Annotated in this window: 13 protein-coding genes; 8 read left to right on the top strand and 5 right to left on the bottom strand. The window is 68.9% G+C overall.

Going from position 1 to position 16,072, the window contains the following annotated elements; all coding sequences use genetic code 11:
• Positions 1-42: 42 nt before the first annotated feature.
• Together metH and ACNAYW_RS23020 are read left to right on the top strand one after the other, a co-directional pair.
• On the top strand, positions 43-3,648 hold the full coding sequence (gene metH / locus ACNAYW_RS23015; protein WP_415851948.1) for a methionine synthase: 3,606 nt from the start codon (positions 43-45) through the stop codon (positions 3,646-3,648).
• 10 nt (positions 3,649-3,658) lie between these two features.
• Entirely contained in the window at positions 3,659-3,835 is a 177-nt protein-coding gene (locus ACNAYW_RS23020; RefSeq protein ID WP_415851949.1) for a hypothetical protein, read from the top strand.
• Between the two features lie 90 nt (positions 3,836-3,925).
• Here the strand turns inward: ACNAYW_RS23020 and ACNAYW_RS23025 are convergent, their stop codons facing one another.
• Together ACNAYW_RS23025 and ACNAYW_RS23030 are read right to left on the bottom strand one after the other, a co-directional pair.
• Positions 3,926-5,638 carry a bifunctional metallophosphatase/5'-nucleotidase gene (locus ACNAYW_RS23025; protein WP_415851950.1) on the bottom strand — a complete coding sequence of 571 codons (1,713 nt, stop codon included), beginning with the start codon at positions 5,636-5,638 and terminating at the stop codon, positions 3,926-3,928.
• Positions 5,639-5,741: 103 nt separating this feature from the next.
• A complete protein-coding gene (locus ACNAYW_RS23030; RefSeq protein ID WP_415851951.1) occupies positions 5,742-7,772 on the bottom strand; it encodes a serine/threonine-protein kinase in 2,031 nt (676 codons plus the stop codon).
• Positions 7,773-7,836: 64 nt separating this feature from the next.
• On the opposite strand from ACNAYW_RS23030, the gene ACNAYW_RS23035 reads away from it, so the two are divergent.
• Positions 7,837-8,490: an HAD family hydrolase gene (locus ACNAYW_RS23035; RefSeq protein ID WP_415851952.1), complete on the top strand. Its 654-nt coding sequence runs from the start codon at positions 7,837-7,839 to the stop codon at positions 8,488-8,490.
• On the opposite strand, the gene ACNAYW_RS23040 is transcribed toward ACNAYW_RS23035, so the two are convergent.
• Entirely contained in the window at positions 8,477-8,875 is a 399-nt protein-coding gene (locus ACNAYW_RS23040; RefSeq protein ID WP_415851953.1) for a hypothetical protein, read from the bottom strand. The two genes, ACNAYW_RS23035 and ACNAYW_RS23040, sit on opposite strands and share 14 nt — an antisense overlap.
• 124 nt (positions 8,876-8,999) lie before the next feature.
• A complete protein-coding gene (locus tag ACNAYW_RS23045) occupies positions 9,000-10,898 on the bottom strand; it encodes an alpha/beta hydrolase (RefSeq protein WP_415851954.1) in 1,899 nt (632 codons plus the stop codon).
• A gap of 36 nt (positions 10,899-10,934) precedes the next feature.
• Between ACNAYW_RS23045 and ACNAYW_RS23050 the strand changes: the two genes are divergently transcribed.
• Together ACNAYW_RS23050 and hisG are read left to right on the top strand one after the other, a co-directional pair.
• Positions 10,935-11,198, top strand: a complete 264-nt coding sequence (locus ACNAYW_RS23050) for a phosphoribosyl-ATP diphosphatase (RefSeq protein ID WP_068525912.1) — start codon at positions 10,935-10,937, stop codon at positions 11,196-11,198.
• Between the two features lie 35 nt (positions 11,199-11,233).
• The gene (gene hisG, locus ACNAYW_RS23055; RefSeq protein WP_415851955.1) at positions 11,234-12,079 is read left to right on the top strand and encodes an ATP phosphoribosyltransferase; all 846 of its coding nucleotides are present in this window, start codon (positions 11,234-11,236) and stop codon (positions 12,077-12,079) included.
• A gap of 28 nt (positions 12,080-12,107) precedes the next feature.
• On the opposite strand, the gene ACNAYW_RS23060 is transcribed toward hisG, so the two are convergent.
• Positions 12,108-12,938 (bottom strand): thioesterase family protein, encoded by an 831-nt coding sequence (locus ACNAYW_RS23060; protein ID WP_415851956.1) that lies wholly within the window; start codon positions 12,936-12,938, stop codon positions 12,108-12,110.
• A 64-nt stretch (positions 12,939-13,002) separates the two neighbouring features.
• Here ACNAYW_RS23060 and ACNAYW_RS23065 point away from each other — a divergent pair, with 64 nt between their 5' ends.
• From ACNAYW_RS23065 to ACNAYW_RS23075, 3 genes are all read left to right on the top strand, one after another.
• Positions 13,003-13,830: a tRNA (adenine-N1)-methyltransferase gene (locus ACNAYW_RS23065; protein ID WP_415851957.1), complete on the top strand. Its 828-nt coding sequence runs from the start codon at positions 13,003-13,005 to the stop codon at positions 13,828-13,830.
• A 33-nt stretch (positions 13,831-13,863) separates the two neighbouring features.
• A complete protein-coding gene (gene arc / locus ACNAYW_RS23070) occupies positions 13,864-15,591 on the top strand; it encodes a proteasome ATPase (protein ID WP_415851958.1) in 1,728 nt (575 codons plus the stop codon).
• An 81-nt stretch (positions 15,592-15,672) separates the two neighbouring features.
• A partial coding sequence (locus tag ACNAYW_RS23075) for an FHA domain-containing protein (RefSeq protein WP_415851959.1) occupies positions 15,673-16,072 on the top strand: 400 nt, incomplete at its 3' end.

Consider the following 16,072-nt stretch of genomic DNA (forward strand, 5'->3'; position numbering starts at 1 on the left):
GTCGTGAAGATTCGATTTGCCCGCACCCACTACCCTGGGACTATGACCCGTACGCATCAGCAGCCGCTGCAGTCGAGTTTCCTGGAGGCGGCCTCGCGCCGTGTACTCATAGGCGACGGTGCGATGGGCACGATGTTGCAGGCAGCGGACCTGACCCTGGACGATTTCCTGGGCCTGGAGGGCTGCAACGAGATCCTCAACGACACCCGTCCGGACGTGCTGGAGGGGATCCACCGCGCCTACTTCGCCGCGGGCGCGGACGCCGTGGAGACCAACACGTTCGGCTGCAACCTGTCGAACCTCGGCGATTACGACATCGCCGATCGGATCCGCGAGCTGTCCGAGAAGGGCACCGCGATCGCCCGGCGGGTGGCCGACGAGTTCGCCGCGGACGGCACGCCCCGCTTCGTCCTGGCCTCCATGGGCCCCGGCACCAAGCTGCCGACGCTGGGCCACACGTCGTTCGCGGTGATCCGCGACGCCTACGCCGAGGCCGCGCGCGGCATGATCGACGGTGGCGCGGACGCCTTCCTCATCGAGACCTGCCAGGACATCCTGCAGTCGAAGGCCGCCGTCCTGGGCTGCCAGGTGGCGATGGCGGAGCTGGAGAAGCGGATCCCGATCATCGTGCACGTCACGGTCGAGACCACCGGCACCATGCTGCTCGGCTCGGAGATCGGCGCGGCGCTCACGGCGCTGGAGCCGCTGGGCATCGACATGATCGGCCTGAACTGCGCCACCGGCCCGGCGGAGATGAGCGAGCACCTGCGCCACCTGTCCCGGCACTCGACCATCCCCGTGTCGGTGATGCCGAACGCGGGCCTGCCCGTCCTGGGCAAGAACGGCGCGGAGTACCCGCTCACCCCGGAGGAGCTGGCGGAGGCACTGTCCGGCTTCGTCGGCGAGTTCGGCCTGAGCTTCGTCGGCGGCTGCTGCGGCACCACCCCCGAGCACATCCGGCAGGTCGCCGAGGCGGTCCGGACGGTCGACAAGGCGCAGCGCGTCCCGGAGACCGAGAGCTCGGTCAGCTCGCTGTACACCTCGGTGCCGTTCGCGCAGGACTCGTCGATCCTGATGATCGCCGAGCGCACGAACTCGAACGGCTCCAAGGCCTTCCGCGACGCGATGCTCGCCGGCGACCACGACAAGTGCGTCGACATCGCCAAGGATCAGGTGCGCGACGGCGCGCACATGCTCGACCTGAACGTCGACTACGTGGGCCGCGACGGCGCCGCGGACATGGCGGCGCTGGCGTCCCGGTTCGCCACCGCGTCCACGCTGCCGGTCATGATCGACTCCACCGAGCCCGCGGTCATCCAGGCCGGCCTGGAGCACCTCGGCGGGCGCTGCGCGGTGAACTCGGTGAACTACGAGGACGGCGACGGCCCGGAGTCGCGGTTCACCAAGATCATGGAGCAGGTCGTCGCGCACGGCGCCGCGGTCGTGGCACTGACCATCGACGAGGAGGGCCAGGCCCGCACCGCCGAGTGGAAGGTGCGGATCGCCGAGCGGCTCATCGCCGACCTCACCGAGAACTGGGGCCTGAGCCTCGACGACGTCATCATCGACCCGCTGGTGTTCCCGATCTCCACCGGCCAGGAGGAGGTCCGGCGCGACGCGCTGGAGACCATCGAGGCCGTGCGGATCCTGCACGCGAAGTACCCGGACCTCCACTTCACCGTCGGCCTGTCGAACGTGAGCTTCGGCCTCAACCCGGCCGCCCGACAGGTGCTCAACTCGGTGTTCCTCCACGAGCTGACCGAGGCGGGCCTCGACTCGGCGATCCTGCACGCCTCGAAGATCCTGCCGATGAGCAGGATCGAGGACGTCCAGCGCGAGACCGCGCTCGACCTGGTCTACGACCGCCGCGGCCTCGACGGCCTGCAGTCGCAGGGGGACCCGGACTACAACCCGCTGTCGAAGCTCATGGAACTGTTCGAGGGCGTCTCCGCCGCCGGCGCCCGCGAGTCCCGCGCGCAGGAGCTCGCGAAGCTGCCGCTGTTCGAGCGGCTCGAGCGGCGCATCGTCGACGGCGAGCGGGAGGGCCTGGACGCCGACCTGGACGCTGCGCTGCAGGAGAAGCCGGCGCTGGCGATCATCAACGAGACGCTGCTCTCGGGCATGAAGACGGTCGGCGAGCTGTTCGGCTCCGGCCAGATGCAGCTGCCCTTCGTGCTGCAGTCCGCCGAGGTGATGAAGGCCGCCGTCGCGTACCTCGAGCCGCACATGGAGAAGTCCGACGACGATGCCGGCAAGGGCCGGATCGTGCTCGCCACCGTCAAGGGCGACGTGCACGACATCGGCAAGAACCTGGTCGACATCATTCTCTCCAACAACGGCTACGAAGTGGTCAACATCGGCATCAAGCAGCCGATCGCCGCCATCGTCGAGGCCGCGGAGGACAAGCACGCCGACGTGATCGGCATGTCCGGGCTGCTGGTGAAGTCCACCGTGGTGATGAAGGAGAACCTCGAGGAGCTCAACACCCGCGGCCTGGGGGAGAAGTACCCGGTGCTGCTGGGCGGCGCGGCCCTGACCCGCGCCTACGTCGAGAACGACCTCGCCGAGGTCTACGCGGGCGAGGTCAGTTACGCGCGCGACGCCTTCGAGGGCCTGCGCCTCATGGACGACATCATGGCGCTCAAGCGCGGCGAGGGGCCCGACCCCGACAGCCCGGAGGCCCTCGCGGCCGCGGAGAAGGCCCGCGAGCGCAAGGAGCGGCACGCCCGCAGCCGCCGCATCGCCGAGAAGCGCAAGGCCGAGGCCGCGCCGGTCGTGGTGCCGGACCGTTCCGACGTCGCGCTGGACTTCGAGGTCGCCACCCCGCCGTTCTGGGGCACCCGCGTGGTCAAGGGCATCGCGATCAGCGAGTACGCCTCCCTGCTCGACGAGCGCGCGCTGTTCTTCGGCCAGTGGGGCCTGCGCGGCGCTCGTAAGGGCGAGGGACCGTCGTACGAGGAGCTGGTGGAGACCGAGGGCCGGCCCCGGCTGCGGTACTGGCTCGACAAGCTCAAGGCGGAGCAGATCCTCGACCACGCCGCCGTGGTCTACGGCTACTTCCCGGCGGTGAGCCACGGCAACGTGATCGACGTGCTGGAGTCGCCGGAACCCGATGCGCCCGTGCGGTACTCGTTCGAGTTCCCGCGCCAGCAGCGCGGCCGGTTCCTGGCGATCTCGGACTTCATCCGCGACCGCGAGACGGCCAAGGCGCGCGGCGAGGTCGACGTGCTGCCGTTCCAGCTGGTCACGATGGGGCAGCCGATCGCCGACGCGGCGAACGAACTGTTCGCCGCGAACAGCTACCGCGACTACCTGGAGCTGCACGGCATCGGCGTGCAGCTCACGGAGGCGCTCGCGGAGCGCTGGCATCAGCGCGTGCGGCAGGAGCTGATCCTGCCCGGCGGCCGCAAGGTCGCGGACACGGATCCCACGGCGGTCACCGACTTCTTCGACCTCAAGTACCTCGGCGCGCGCTACAGCTTCGGCTACGGCGCCTGCCCGGACCTCGAGGACCGCGCGAAGATGGTCGACCTGCTGCAGCCGGAGCGGATCGGCGTGGAGCTGTCGGAGGAGCTGCAGCTGCACCCCGAGCAGTCCACCGACGCCTTCGTGCTCACCCACCCCGAGGCGAAGTACTTCAACACCTAGGCCGCCCCGGATGGACGACTATCGCCTGCACCTGCAGGCCGGCGAGCCCGGCGAGGAGGGCGCCTGGTTCTGGCGTCTCGACGACGCCGCCGGCCTGCAGATCGCGGCGTCCTGGGCCGCGTCGCTGGCGGACGCTCTCGACGCCGTGAAGCAGGTGACCGCCGACCTCGGGCTCGACGACGCCTGAACTCGCTCGACGGCTGCCAGCGGATCGGGTGCGTCGGCCCGGATCACCACGACGTCGGGCCGGCGTACTGTCGGGGGCGTCCGACCGTTCCTACAGCTTCGTGATCCGGCTGGTGGGTACCTGCAGCTCCGGGGTGGCCTGCAGGTACTTCTCCAGCGCGTCGAGGTCGATGCCGCCGACGGTGAGGTCGGTCGACTGGGCGAAGACGCTGAAGCCGTCGCCGCCCGCCGCGAGGAAGTTGTTCGTGGTCACGCGGTACTTCGCGACGGGATTGAGCGGCTGGTCGCCGATCTTGACGCTCTCGCGCACCACCTTCCGGTTCGGCGCGCCGTTCGGGTCGTAGCTGTAGCCGATGCCCGACGGTGCCAGGATCGTGGTCTTGGCGGGGTTCTGCCACTGCTGCTCGAGCAGGTCGATGATCTGCTGGCCGGTGAGGGAGACGGTGACGACCTGGTTGCCGAAGGGCTGCACGGTGTACGCGGCGCCGTAGGTGACGTCGCCGCCCTTGAGGTCGGCGCGGACGCCGCCCGGGTTCATGAGCGCGATCTGGCCGGCGGCCTCGTTCGGCGGCCGGGTGGTGAAGAGCATGCCGTCGGCGATGACGTCGCCGAGCGGGGAGTCGCCACCGGGGAAGGCCTCGCGCTTGAGGTCGGTCGGGATCTTCCCGATCACCCGGTCGGCGCGCGGCTTCGCCTCCTTCTCGTAGAACTCGACGAGCCGCTGCGTCGCGGCGTCGGCGGGCAGGTCGCGGCTCACCACGCGGTTCACCGCCGTGGCCTTGGCCGCAGGGCCGCTGAAGTCGAGCGTGATGTCGGTGATGAGGCGGCCGTAGGACGCGGCCTGCGTGACGGTGCGCCCGCCGATACTGCAGTTGTAGGCCTGATGCGAGTGCGCCGTGACCAGGGAGGTCACCGCGGGGTCGATCCGCTTGGCCAGCTCGGGCACCGGGGCGGACACGTCCTGGCAGGCGTTCGGGTCCTGCTCGCCGGAGCCCTTCTGCGCGCCGCCGTCGTGCAGGGTCGCGACGATGGCCTGCGCGCCCGCGGCCTTGATCTCGGGGACGTACTTGTTGATGGCGTCGGCCTCGTCGCCGAAGGTGTAGCCGCGCACGCCCTCCGGGGCGACGATGGTCGCGGTCTCCGGCGTGACGGTGCCGATGACGGCGATCTTCTTCCCGCCGGCCTCGAACATCTTCCACGGCACGGTGCCGGGCGGCAGCTGCCCCTGTTCGTTGGTCACGTTCGCGGCGAGGTACTGGTACGCGGCACCGGTGAAGGGCTCGCCCGGCTCGCAGCCCTGCGGCGCGCACCCGCCCTTCTGCAGCCGTTCCAGTTCGATGGTGCCGTGGTCGAACTCGTGGTTGCCCACCGAGCTGGCCTGCAGGCCCACGGAATTGAGGAACTTGACCGTCGGCTCGTCACGGAACAGTGCGGAGACCAGCGGGCTGGCGCTCACCAGGTCGCCCGCCGCGACGGTGAGGTTGTTCGGGTACTGCTTCTTCAGGCGTTGCAGAGCCGTCGCGAAGTACGCGGCGCCGCCCGCCTCCTTGCCGCCGATCTTCCCCGTCGACCCCGTGGGCGGCTGCAGGTTGCCGTGGAAGTCGTTGAACGCCAGCAGGTGCACCTGGTCCGGATTCGCGGCGGGCAGGTCCTCGAACCCGGGCACGGTGAAGCTCGCCTTCGCCGTCGACGATCCGGCGGCGGACGACGACGGCGCCGCGTCGTTCCCGGAGGCGCCGCAGCCCGCGAGGAGCGCGGCGGTCGCGGTGAGGGCCAAGGCGGCGAGCAGTGTCCGATTACGCATGGACCCATTCCACCATCGTCAGTGGTCGGTGTCATTGATTCGATGAGAAGAGCTAGTGAACGCTAAAAGCGCAGTCCAGAGCATTCTGAGCACTCAATGCACCCTACGGGGACGGAACAGAGTATATATCGGCGTTCGCACCACCTTCGGAACCTGTTCCGACGAACACCTTCCTCCCATTCGGGGAGAAGATTACGTTGGGCGATTCCTCAAAGTCGTAGATCGTAGGAAACGAGGAACTTGAGGTGTGCGCACCATCGCTGAGGTTCAAGAAATCCATGGACGACCTATTCTTTGACACGAGGGCTACCAAGTTCCTTGCTTCCGAGATGTCGAAATCGTCATAATTCGCCGCGGCGGACTGGTAGTCAATTCTCCTGCTGGAAACGTTCCATGATACGAATCGCGCATTCGAAGCGGTCTTCTTATCGGGACGCACTAGTGCGAAAAGATGGGCTCCATCTGAACTTAGCAAGAATTTTGAAACCAGCCCACCCAGTGATAATTGCTTCGAGACACCTGTGTCCAAACTACCTTCGGCAACGAACGGGACCGCATCGTCTGTTCTCGCAAAATACGATCGGGTGTTACTATTGGTAACCATCTGCTCGACTGATGCACCAAGAACCGGTAGCGACCACGGTTCGAGCATAGCTCTTCGGTTGACATCATACCTAAGTATGGCTGAATCGTATCGACCGATGTAGGCTATGCCGCCGTCAGCGCTAATCGCCAACAGGTGGTGAGATGCGTTACCTCCGCCGCGGAATTCGTAGAGATATTCCTCTGTGCCGACAGCTGTATTCATTAGGCGGAGCGATACGTTACAAATTCGCATGGTAGTGCGCCCGCTTGCTGACGAAGCGATCGACGGTGTCGGCCCCTTCTCGCAACCGGCCATCGATGCGACGTCAACCGCGCCTCCTGTTTCGGTGTCGATCGCCCGCTTGGAGCCATTCAGATAGTAGACCAACGACTTGCCGCCAGTATCAATTCGAACAGGAGTCGCAAGATAAGATCCCAAAGCCGTCGCTTGCGGCATTTCTGTTCGAGTCCATGGTCTCCATACAAGTAGCGCTGCTCCCATGGCGACAATGAGCGTCAAGGCTAGGAAAGCGTTCCTAACGCGACCGTTTCGAACTTTTCGCCCGGGAGGCGTGATGACCCCACTGTCAACGCCTTGTTTTATTGTGGGCGCGCTGAGTTTCGGCATCACGGGTGAAGGTCGATGAATGGTCGTCGCGTCTTGCCGAGGCAACGTTTTCGGGAGGTTGTCTGGCATAGGGTTGGCGGCGATAGCTGAGGCGAGTGCAGTGACGAATTCCGCACATGAGCCATAGCGGCTTTGAGGCGATTTTGCGAGCGCCTGTGCGAACACCGAGTCGGCCGCCCTAGGGATGTCACGTCGACGAGAAGAAATATCTGGCACTGGTGAGTTAATGTGGTCGTACATCAATGCCGGTGCTCCAACGGAAGTAAACGGGCCAGAACCGGTGAGTAAGGCGTACGCGGTGGCGGCAAGGCTGTACTGGTCGGCTGCGCCGGTGATGTTGGTAGAATCAGATATTGCCTCTGGGCTTATGAACGACATCGTTCCTACGGTTAGGCCCGTCGATGTCAGATTCGTAGATTCCCCAACAGCTTTGGCGATTCCGAAGTCGGCGAGTTTGACCTGATCCACCTCGCCTTCGTGGAAGGTCACCAAGATGTTCGCAGGCTTCACATCGCGATGAGTGATCGACCTACGCTGATAGGCGTAGTCCAAGGCCGCGGCCGCGCCAGAGAGTACGGGGAGTGCCACCTCGAACGCAATAGGGCCCTGATCGCGGATGAGGGCGGCTGCGTCGACGCCATCGACGTACTCCATCGTCAGCCAGAGGCGCCCATCGTCCGACTCCCCTCGATTGTGCAGGGTGACGATGTTCGGGTGACTCAACCCTGCCAACAGGTCGGCTTCGCGGGTGAATCGTGCTCGGAATTCCTTGTCCCGGCATATGACACCTTCGAGCAGCTTTAGCGCCTCTTGTCGCGGTAGTGTCGGGTGCTGGACTAGGTAGACCGTGCCCATGCCGCCCGATCCCAGTTCGCGTACGATGCGATATCCGCCGATGTCCGGCGTTTCCCCCTGCTCCACGCTCGAATGATAGCTCCGTGCCCCGACGGCACTGTTGAATAGCGCTCCGCTTAGCCTGGACGTCATGCATCTGCCCGCCGCGGTCCTGTTCGACATGGACGGCACCCTCCTCGACTCCGAGAAGCTCTGGGACATCGCCGTCGCCGAGTTCACCCGCGACCTCGGCATGGAGATCACCCCGGAGGCACGCGAATCCACGCTGGGTAACGCCACCGCCGACGCGCTGCGCAAGCTCTTCGACTTCGCGCAGGTCCCGGAGGCGGACCGCGACTACGCCGGCGCGGAGCGCTGGGTCTCGAACCGGGTCGTCGAGTTGTTCGACGGCGGCATCCCGTGGCAGCCCGGCGCCCGCGAGACGCTGGAGATGTTGGCCGCGGCCGACGTCCCGCTGGTCCTGGTCACCAACACGATCCGCGAGGTCACCGAGCACGCCCTCGGCACGCTCGGCCGGGACCGGTTCGTCGCCACCGTCTGCGGCGACGAGGTGCCCAGCCCCAAGCCCGCTCCGGACCCGTACCTGCGCGGTGCCGACCTCGCGGGCTTCCCCGCGGCGGACTGCGTCGCGGTGGAGGACTCGCCGACGGGCTCGCGATCCGCCCTCGCGGCGGGCTGCACCGTCCTCACGGTCGGCCCCGAGCCGGTGCTCGACGGTGCCCGCCACCTCGGCACGCTGTCCGGGGCCGCGCTCGTGGACTTCGCGCCGCTCAGCCGACGCTGAACGAGGCGTCGCCGGCCCGGCACGTGGCCGGGCCCCGCTCGGCCGCGCCGCACCGCCAGCCGCCCGTCTCGAGGGTGACCGCCTGACCGCCGGCGTGTGCCGCGGCGGCGGTGTAGGCGCGCGCCGCGCGGAGCACCCGGACGCAGTTCGCGGACCCGCCGCGGATCACCACGGGCGCCTCGTTCTGCGCGGTGTCGACCGAACCGCAGACCGTGCCCGGGCCGGCGAGCTCGACGGCTTCGGTCGGCGTGGCCGACGCCGGTGTGGACGTGCCCGCGACTGCGGAGAAGTTCACCTCGCTCGTCGCCGGATCGTCGTTCGCCGCCGCGCATCCCGCGATGGGGAGCAGGAGCAGCGCGCACATCGCTGACCAACGTCGGTTCATTTGCTGGAAACTAGCGGCGACCGCGCCGTCCCGCTCGCTCAGACGCCCCGAAGGTGTTGGGCATCACGGTCATCGCTCCCAGGTGGGCGACGCCACGCCCCGGTGGTCCGGCGGTGTCGAGCGGCTACTTCTCGGCACCGTCGATCGCGGCGCTGGCCATGACGGCCATCCGCACCCGCTCGGTGTCCGCGGGCGTCCAGCCCGCGGGCGGGAGGACGGCGGCGAAGGCGTCGACCACGGCGGTGCCGTAGTTGTGGCCGTGCCCGTCCGGCACCCCGGCGGCGTTGGCGAGATCGGCGGAGACCTGCCAGAACGTGACGAACGGGTACCAGGCCATCGCCGGGCTGCGGTCGCGTCCCGGCGGCTCGCGGAGCCAGTCCGGCTGGCGCAGCATGAGCTCGGGCGACCACCACACCACCGGATCCGACGGGTGCTGGACGTAGACGATGTGCGGCGCCAGCCACTCGGCCCCGCCGCTGCCGCCCTCGCCGGTCAGCGGGCGCTGCCCGTCGGTGAACCGGACGATCAGCCCGTCCGTGTAGGTGGGCAGCACCTCGGGCGTGCCCAGGTCGCGCCGGTCGGTGATCGCGGAGTGGATCGGGTTGGCCCGCGGCGGCCCGAGCCAGACGACACCGTCGACCTTGTCGCGGATGTCGGGCAGCCCGGCGAACGCGCCCTCGCCGGCGCGGGTGCCGAGGCTCTCGCCCATCACGAGCACCTTCGGGCGCGCTGCGGCGGGCCGCGCGCGGACGTCGGCCACGACCGCGTCGATGAGCCGCTTCCCGGAGGCGAGGGAGGCCTCGCCGTCGGTGACGAAGGAGATCCAGCTGGGCAGGTACGAGTACTGCATCGCGACGAGGGCGACGTCGCCGTCGTACATCAGCTCGACGGCGCGGGCGGCGGTCGGGTTCACCCAGCCGGATCCGGTGGTCGGCACGACCACCACGTGCCCCCGGTCGAGCGCGCCGGTGCGGGCCAGCTCGCGGTGCAGGAGCGCGATCCGGTCCTCGGGCGTGTCGGCGTTCTCCAGCCCCACGTAGACGCGCACCGGCTCGGTCACGGGGCGGGGGGTGAACCGCGCGATCTCGGCGGCGCGCAACCCACCGGAGACGAACTTGCGCCCCTCGTTGCCGAGTCCGGACCACGGCGCGGCGGAGCCCTCCGACCCCGACCTCCAGCTCTCGGCCGGCTGCGGGAAATCGGGCGACTCCTGGTCGTTGGTCGACGAGGCGAGGGCGTTCGCGGTGGCGGTGAAGGCGCGGAAGCCCACGTCGTTGACCATGAAGACCACCAGGATCACCACCAGGCCGAAGCCCAGCACCTTGGCCGCGGGCTGCGGCACCCGCAGGTACTTGTTGGCGCGCCGCGCCAGGAACAGCCCCAGATCGCGGAGCACACGGAACGAGGAGATGAGCGCGGCCGCGACGAGGAAGGCGACCACCGGGGTGAGCACATACCAGAGGTCCGATCCCGGCGGCATGCCCATGAGCGCGCGGACGTCGTCCTGCCAGCGTTTGGCGGCGATCATCATCCCCAGGCCGCCCAGGAGCACGCCGAGCACGATCAGCGCGCGCCAGACGGGCACGAACCGGGCGCGCCGCGGGTCGTCGCGGATGGGGTGCGCGCGCACCAGCAGGTCGACGACGACCCACTTGAGGAAGACGCCGATCGCGTAGCCGATCACCGCGTTGATCCCCGAGACGATGCCCTGGAAGAACCACGACCGGGGGAGCAGCGAGACCGTGAGGCTGCTCATCAGGAACAGGCCGCCCACGAAGAGTCCCGCGAAGTCCAGGTGCAGCAGGCTCCACGCCCACGCCCATGCCGGATGCCGGGCCGCGAAGTCCTCGTAGTTCTCCCGCAGGAAGCGGTCGGGGTCCCGCGCGGCGCGCACCACCCGCAGCCGCGCCCGGATCAGTGCGCGGGCGTACCGGTACTGCGTTGCGCCCTTCGCCGGTGGGGTGCCGGGCCCGTCCGTATCCGGGGCCGACGGTGCTGTCGCCTCGGTCGCACTGCCCTCCACACGGACCACTCTAGTTCGCGTGGGACAATGACCTTCGTGAAGACCATGGAGACGCTGTTCGCGGAGTTGGCCACCAAGGCCGAGGAGCGGCCCGCCGGGAGCGGGACCGTCGAGGCGCTGGACCGCGGTATCCATTTCCTGGGCAAGAAGGTGCTCGAGGAGGCGGGCGAGGTGTGGATCGCCGCCGAGCATCAGAGCGACGAGGACCTCGCCGAGGAGGCCTCGCAGCTGCTGTACTGGCTGCAGGTGCTGCTGGTCAAGCGCGGCCTGACGCTCGACGACGTCTACTCCTACCTGTAGCCCGACCTCTCTTTCCCGAAGGATCTGACAGACACATGTTGCGGGTCGCTGTACCGAACAAGGGCGCGCTCTCCGAGGCCGCCGCCGCCATCCTCAGCGAGGCGGGCTACCGCCGCCGCTCCGACGCGAAGGACCTCACGGTCCTCGACAACGCCAACGAGGTGGAGTTCTTCTTCCTCCGCCCCAAGGACATCGCCCTCTACGTCGGCTCGGGCGAGCTCGACATGGGCATCACCGGCCGCGACCTCGCGCTGGACTCCGGTGCCGAGTTCACCGAGCGCCTCGCGCTGGGCTTCGGCCGCTCCACCTTCCGCTACGCCGGCCCGGCGGGGCAGGAGTGGAGCGTCGCCGATCTGAGCGGCAAGCGGGTCGCCACGTCGTACCCGAACCTGGTGCGCCGCGACCTCGCCGCGCGGGGCCTCGATGCCGAGGTCATCCGCCTCGACGGCGCCGTCGAGATCTCGATCCAGCTGGGCGTGGCCGATCTCATCGCCGACGTCGTCGAGTCGGGCCGCTCGCTGCGGCAGAACAACCTGGTGGCCTTCGGCGACTCGCTCTGCGACTCGGAGGGCGTGCTCATCGAGCGCGTCGGCCTCGAATCGGACCGCGCCCGCGACCAGCTGACGGCGCGCCTCAAGGGCGTCGTCTTCGGCCGGCAGTACGTGATGCTCGACTACGACTGCCCGCGCACCCTGCTCGACGGCGCCATCGCCGTGACGCCGGGACTGGAGTCGCCGACGGTCGCGCCGATGGCCGACGAGAAGTGGGTCGCGGTGCGCGCCATGGTGCTCCGCAAGGAGGCCAACACCGTGATGGACGACCTCGCCGAGCTCGGCGCGAAGGCGATCCTCATGACGGACATCCGCAGCTGCCGCTTCTGACACCGGCCGCCGCGCCGCGTCGCCGGCCTCAGCGCGCGGCGATGAGGAGCGTCTGCGCGCCGACGGCGAACGCCCCGGCACCGTCGTAGAGGCGCGAGACCGTGGTGCCGATGCCCTCGCCCCCGACGAGCTGATCGCCCACCAGGCCGATCCAGCCGTCCACGGGCTCCGGCGACCGGTGGAAGTGCACCGTCATGTCCATGTTCATCCAGGTCACGTCGGCGGGGTCGAGGTACGCGGAGATGCCGTTCGCGGCGTCGACCACGGAAAAGACCTGCACCAGCGGCGACGGCGCCTCGCCCGCGACGAGCGGCATCCTGGCCCGGATCCAGCACTGCTTGATGCCGTCGGGCCCGTCGGGACCGTCGACGAACTTCCAGTCGCACGCCGCGAGGAAGCCCTGGTCCTGGAGGTGCTCGAAGAAGCCCGGCATGACGCCCTGCTCCGGGCCCGCCGGCGGGAGCACGGGGGAGAGGTCGCGGGCGATCGCGGCGGTGTCGGACGTGGCGAGCGCCCACGCCTGCGCCCGCGCGACGGTGCGGTACTGCCCGGCACCGTCGACGCAGTCCAACTCCGCGGCGAGGAGCGAGATCGTGCGGCCGGGCCGGGCGACCCACGCCCGCACCCGGGTGCGGGTGATCGGGACGACGCCGAGGATGTCGATGGTCACGCGCGAGATGCGAGCCTGTTCACCGACCAGCTTCTCCATGGCGCGCACCATGATCGCCGCGGGCGGCGCCCCGTGCTGCATGGTGTCGGCCCAGACGCTCGCGGTCGACGGGGTGGGGTCGAAGACCTCGTACTCGACCCCGTCGGCGTCGAGGGTCCCGGCGGGGTGGAAGAACGCGTCATCAGCCATGTACCAGTCCTACCGATAGGTCGGATTCGCCCCGCGAGCGGGGTGGCTGGGAAGATGTTCCACCATGGCGAACAGTGGGCCCTTCGTGGTGGGCGACCGAGTGCAGCTGACGGACGCGAAGGGCCGGAAGTTCACCGTCCATCTGGAGGCGGGCAAGGAGTTCCACACCCACAAGGGCGGCATCCGGCACGACGAGCTCATCGGCGCCCCCGAGGGCAGCGTGGTCAAGGCCGTCAACGGCACCCCGTACCTCGCGCTGCGCCCGCTGCTCACCGACTACGTGCTGTCGATGCCGCGCGGCGCGCAGGTGATCTATCCCAAGGACGCCGCGCAGATCGTGGCCGAGGGCGACATCTTCCCCGGCGCGCGGGTGCTGGAGGCCGGCGCCGGCTCGGGCGCGCTGACCTGCTCGCTGCTGCGTGCCGTCGGCCCCGAGGGCTCCGTGACCTCCTGGGAGGTCCGTGAGGACCACGCCGAGTACGCGGCGAAGAACGTCGAGGAGTTCTTCGGCGGCCGCCCCGACAACTGGCACCTGCAGCTCGGCGACCTCGCCGAGTACGACGGCCCGCAGGTCGACCGCGTGGTGCTGGACATGCTGGCGCCGTGGGACGTGCTGGACGCGGTCGGCAGGGCGCTGGTCCCCGGCGGCGTGCTCACGGTCTACGTCGCCACCACCACGCAGCTGTCGAAGGTGGTCGAGGCGATCCGCGAGCAGGCGATGTGGACCGAGCCGCGGTCGTGGGAGGCGCTCGTGCGCGAGTGGCACGTCGTCGGCCTCGCGGTGCGCCCGTCGCACCGGATGCAGGGCCATACCGCGTTCCTCATCACCTGTCGGCGACTGGCCGACGGCACGGTCGCGCCACGTCCGCAGCGGCGGTCCAACAAGGGGTAGCGTGAGAAGTCCCCACGGAAAGGGAGTTCACTCGTGACGGAACCGGATCCGACCCGTCCCTCGGCCGCGCCGGAGGACTCGTCCGCCCCGCAGGCCACGTCCGCGGCCGTGCTGCGCGAGCGCGTGGACGCGCTCACCACCCGCAACGCGAAGCTGCTCGAGACGCTGCGCGACGCGCGCAACCAGCTGCTCACGCTCCGCGAGGAGGTCGAGCGGCTGGGCCAGCCGCCGTCGGGGTACGGCGTCCTCCTGGGCACCTTCGAGGACGACACCGTGGACGTGTTCACCTCCGGGCGCAAGATGCGGCTGACCTGCTCCCCGAACCTGGACGTCGCGACCTTCCGCACGGGCCAGACGGTGCGCCTCAACGAGGCGCTGACCGTGGTCGAGGCCACGGAGTACGAGACCGTGGGCGAGATCTCCACCCTGCGCGAGATCCTCGACGGCGGTGCGCGCGCCCTGGTCGTCGGCCACGCCGACGAGGAGCGCGTGGTGCGGCTCGCCGCGCCGCTGGCCCTGCAGGCCTCCGACGACCCGGGTCTCGACGAGTTCGGGCTGCCGCAGCGCAAGCTGCGCATCGGCGACTCGCTGCTGGTCGACACCAAGGCCGGCTACGCCTTCGAGCGCATCCCCAAGGCCGAGGTCGAGGACCTGGTGCTGGAGGAGGTGCCGGACGTCGACTACTCCGACATCGGCGGCCTGGGCCGGCAGATCGAGCTCATCCGCGACGCCGTCGAGCTGCCCTTCCTGCACAAGGACCTGTTCAAGGACTACTCGCTGCGCCCGCCCAAGGGGGTGCTGCTGTACGGCCCGCCCGGCAACGGCAAGACGCTCATCGCGAAGGCAGTGGCGAACTCGCTCGCGAAGAAGATCGCGGAGGTCCGCGGCGACGACTCGCGCGAGGTCAAGTCCTACTTCCTCAACATCAAGGGCCCCGAGCTGCTCAACAAGTTCGTCGGCGAGACCGAGCGGCACATCCGCCTGATCTTCCAGCGGGCCCGCGAGAAGGCCTCCGAGGGCACGCCCGTCATCGTCTTCTTCGACGAGATGGACTCGATCTTCCGCACCCGCGGTTCCGGCGTCAGCTCGGACGTGGAGACCACCGTCGTGCCGCAGCTGCTGTCGGAGATCGACGGCGTCGAGGGCCTGGAGAACGTCATCGTGATCGGCGCGTCGAACCGCGAGGACATGATCGACCCCGCGATCCTGCGCCCCGGCCGGCTCGACGTGAAGATCAAGATCGAGCGGCCCGACGCCGAGGGTGCGATCGACATCTTCTCCAAGTACCTGACCCCGGCGCTGCCGATCCACGAGGAGGATCTCGCCGAGTTCGGCGGCGACCGCGAGGCCTGCGTGAAGGCGATGATCGAGCGGGTCGTCGAGCGGATGTACGCGGAGACCGACGACAACCGGTTCCTGGAGGTGACCTACGCCAACGGCGACAAGGAGGTCATGTACTTCAAGGACTTCAACTCGGGCGCGATGATCCAGAACGTCGTGGACCGGGCGAAGAAGCACGCCATCAAGGGGTTCCTCGAGACCGGGCAGCCCGGCCTGCGGATCACGCACCTGCTGGAGTCCATCGTCGACGAGTTCGCCGAGAACGAGGACCTGCCCAACACCACGAACCCGGACGACTGGGCGCGGATCTCGGGCAAGAAGGGCGAGCGCATCGTCTACATCCGGACGCTGGTGACGGGCAAGAACTCGAGCGCCTCCCGCGCGATCGACACGGAGAACAACACCGGGCAGTACCTGTAGGGGCCGTGAGCCCCTGCCGCGCGCGCACAACAAGCGCGGCATAAGCCCAGGGCAAGCGGCGTCTGAATACAATGCTCCGTGATGAGTACGGATACCGCGGTTCTCACCGTCACTGTGGACGGGCAGACGCTGACCTTCGCCCCGGGTAAGACGGTGACCTTCGGGCGCACGCTCGAATCGGACGTGACGATCAACCACCCGCTGGTCTCGCGGACGCACGCCGTGGCGTCCGCGGGGCCGACGGGGTGGATCCTCACGGACCGCAGCACCAACGGCGTCTTCGTGGGCGGCGTCCGCCGGCCGACGATCGCCCTCAACGGCACGCAACAGCTGATGTTCGGCGACCCGCGGACCGGCGCGCCGGTCACGTTCTCGGCGGCCGCCCGCTCGAACACCCCGCCCCCGCCGCCGGCGCGCACCCCGCCGCCCGCGGCGGCGCAGCAGCCGGTCCAGCAGCTCCCGGCCGCGCGCCGCGCCCCGT

It is taken from the genome of Tsukamurella ocularis, from assembly GCF_965138335.1.
Taxonomy (GTDB): Bacteria; Actinomycetota; Actinomycetes; order Mycobacteriales; family Mycobacteriaceae; genus Tsukamurella; species Tsukamurella ocularis_A.

Coding starts and splice junctions, on each gene's coding strand:
- metH (WP_415851948.1), top strand. CDS start 43: ATGACCCGTACGCATCAGCAGCCGCTGCAGTCGAGTTTCCTGGAGGCG.
- ACNAYW_RS23060 (WP_415851956.1), bottom strand. CDS start 12,938: ATGGCTGATGACGCGTTCTTCCACCCCGCCGGGACCCTCGACGCCGAC.
- ACNAYW_RS23020 (WP_415851949.1), top strand. CDS start 3,659: ATGGACGACTATCGCCTGCACCTGCAGGCCGGCGAGCCCGGCGAGGAG.
- hisG (WP_415851955.1), top strand. CDS start 11,234: ATGTTGCGGGTCGCTGTACCGAACAAGGGCGCGCTCTCCGAGGCCGCC.
- ACNAYW_RS23025 (WP_415851950.1), bottom strand. CDS start 5,638: ATGCGTAATCGGACACTGCTCGCCGCCTTGGCCCTCACCGCGACCGCC.
- ACNAYW_RS23065 (WP_415851957.1), top strand. CDS start 13,003: ATGGCGAACAGTGGGCCCTTCGTGGTGGGCGACCGAGTGCAGCTGACG.
- ACNAYW_RS23035 (WP_415851952.1), top strand. CDS start 7,837: ATGCATCTGCCCGCCGCGGTCCTGTTCGACATGGACGGCACCCTCCTC.
- ACNAYW_RS23040 (WP_415851953.1), bottom strand. CDS start 8,875: ATGAACCGACGTTGGTCAGCGATGTGCGCGCTGCTCCTGCTCCCCATC.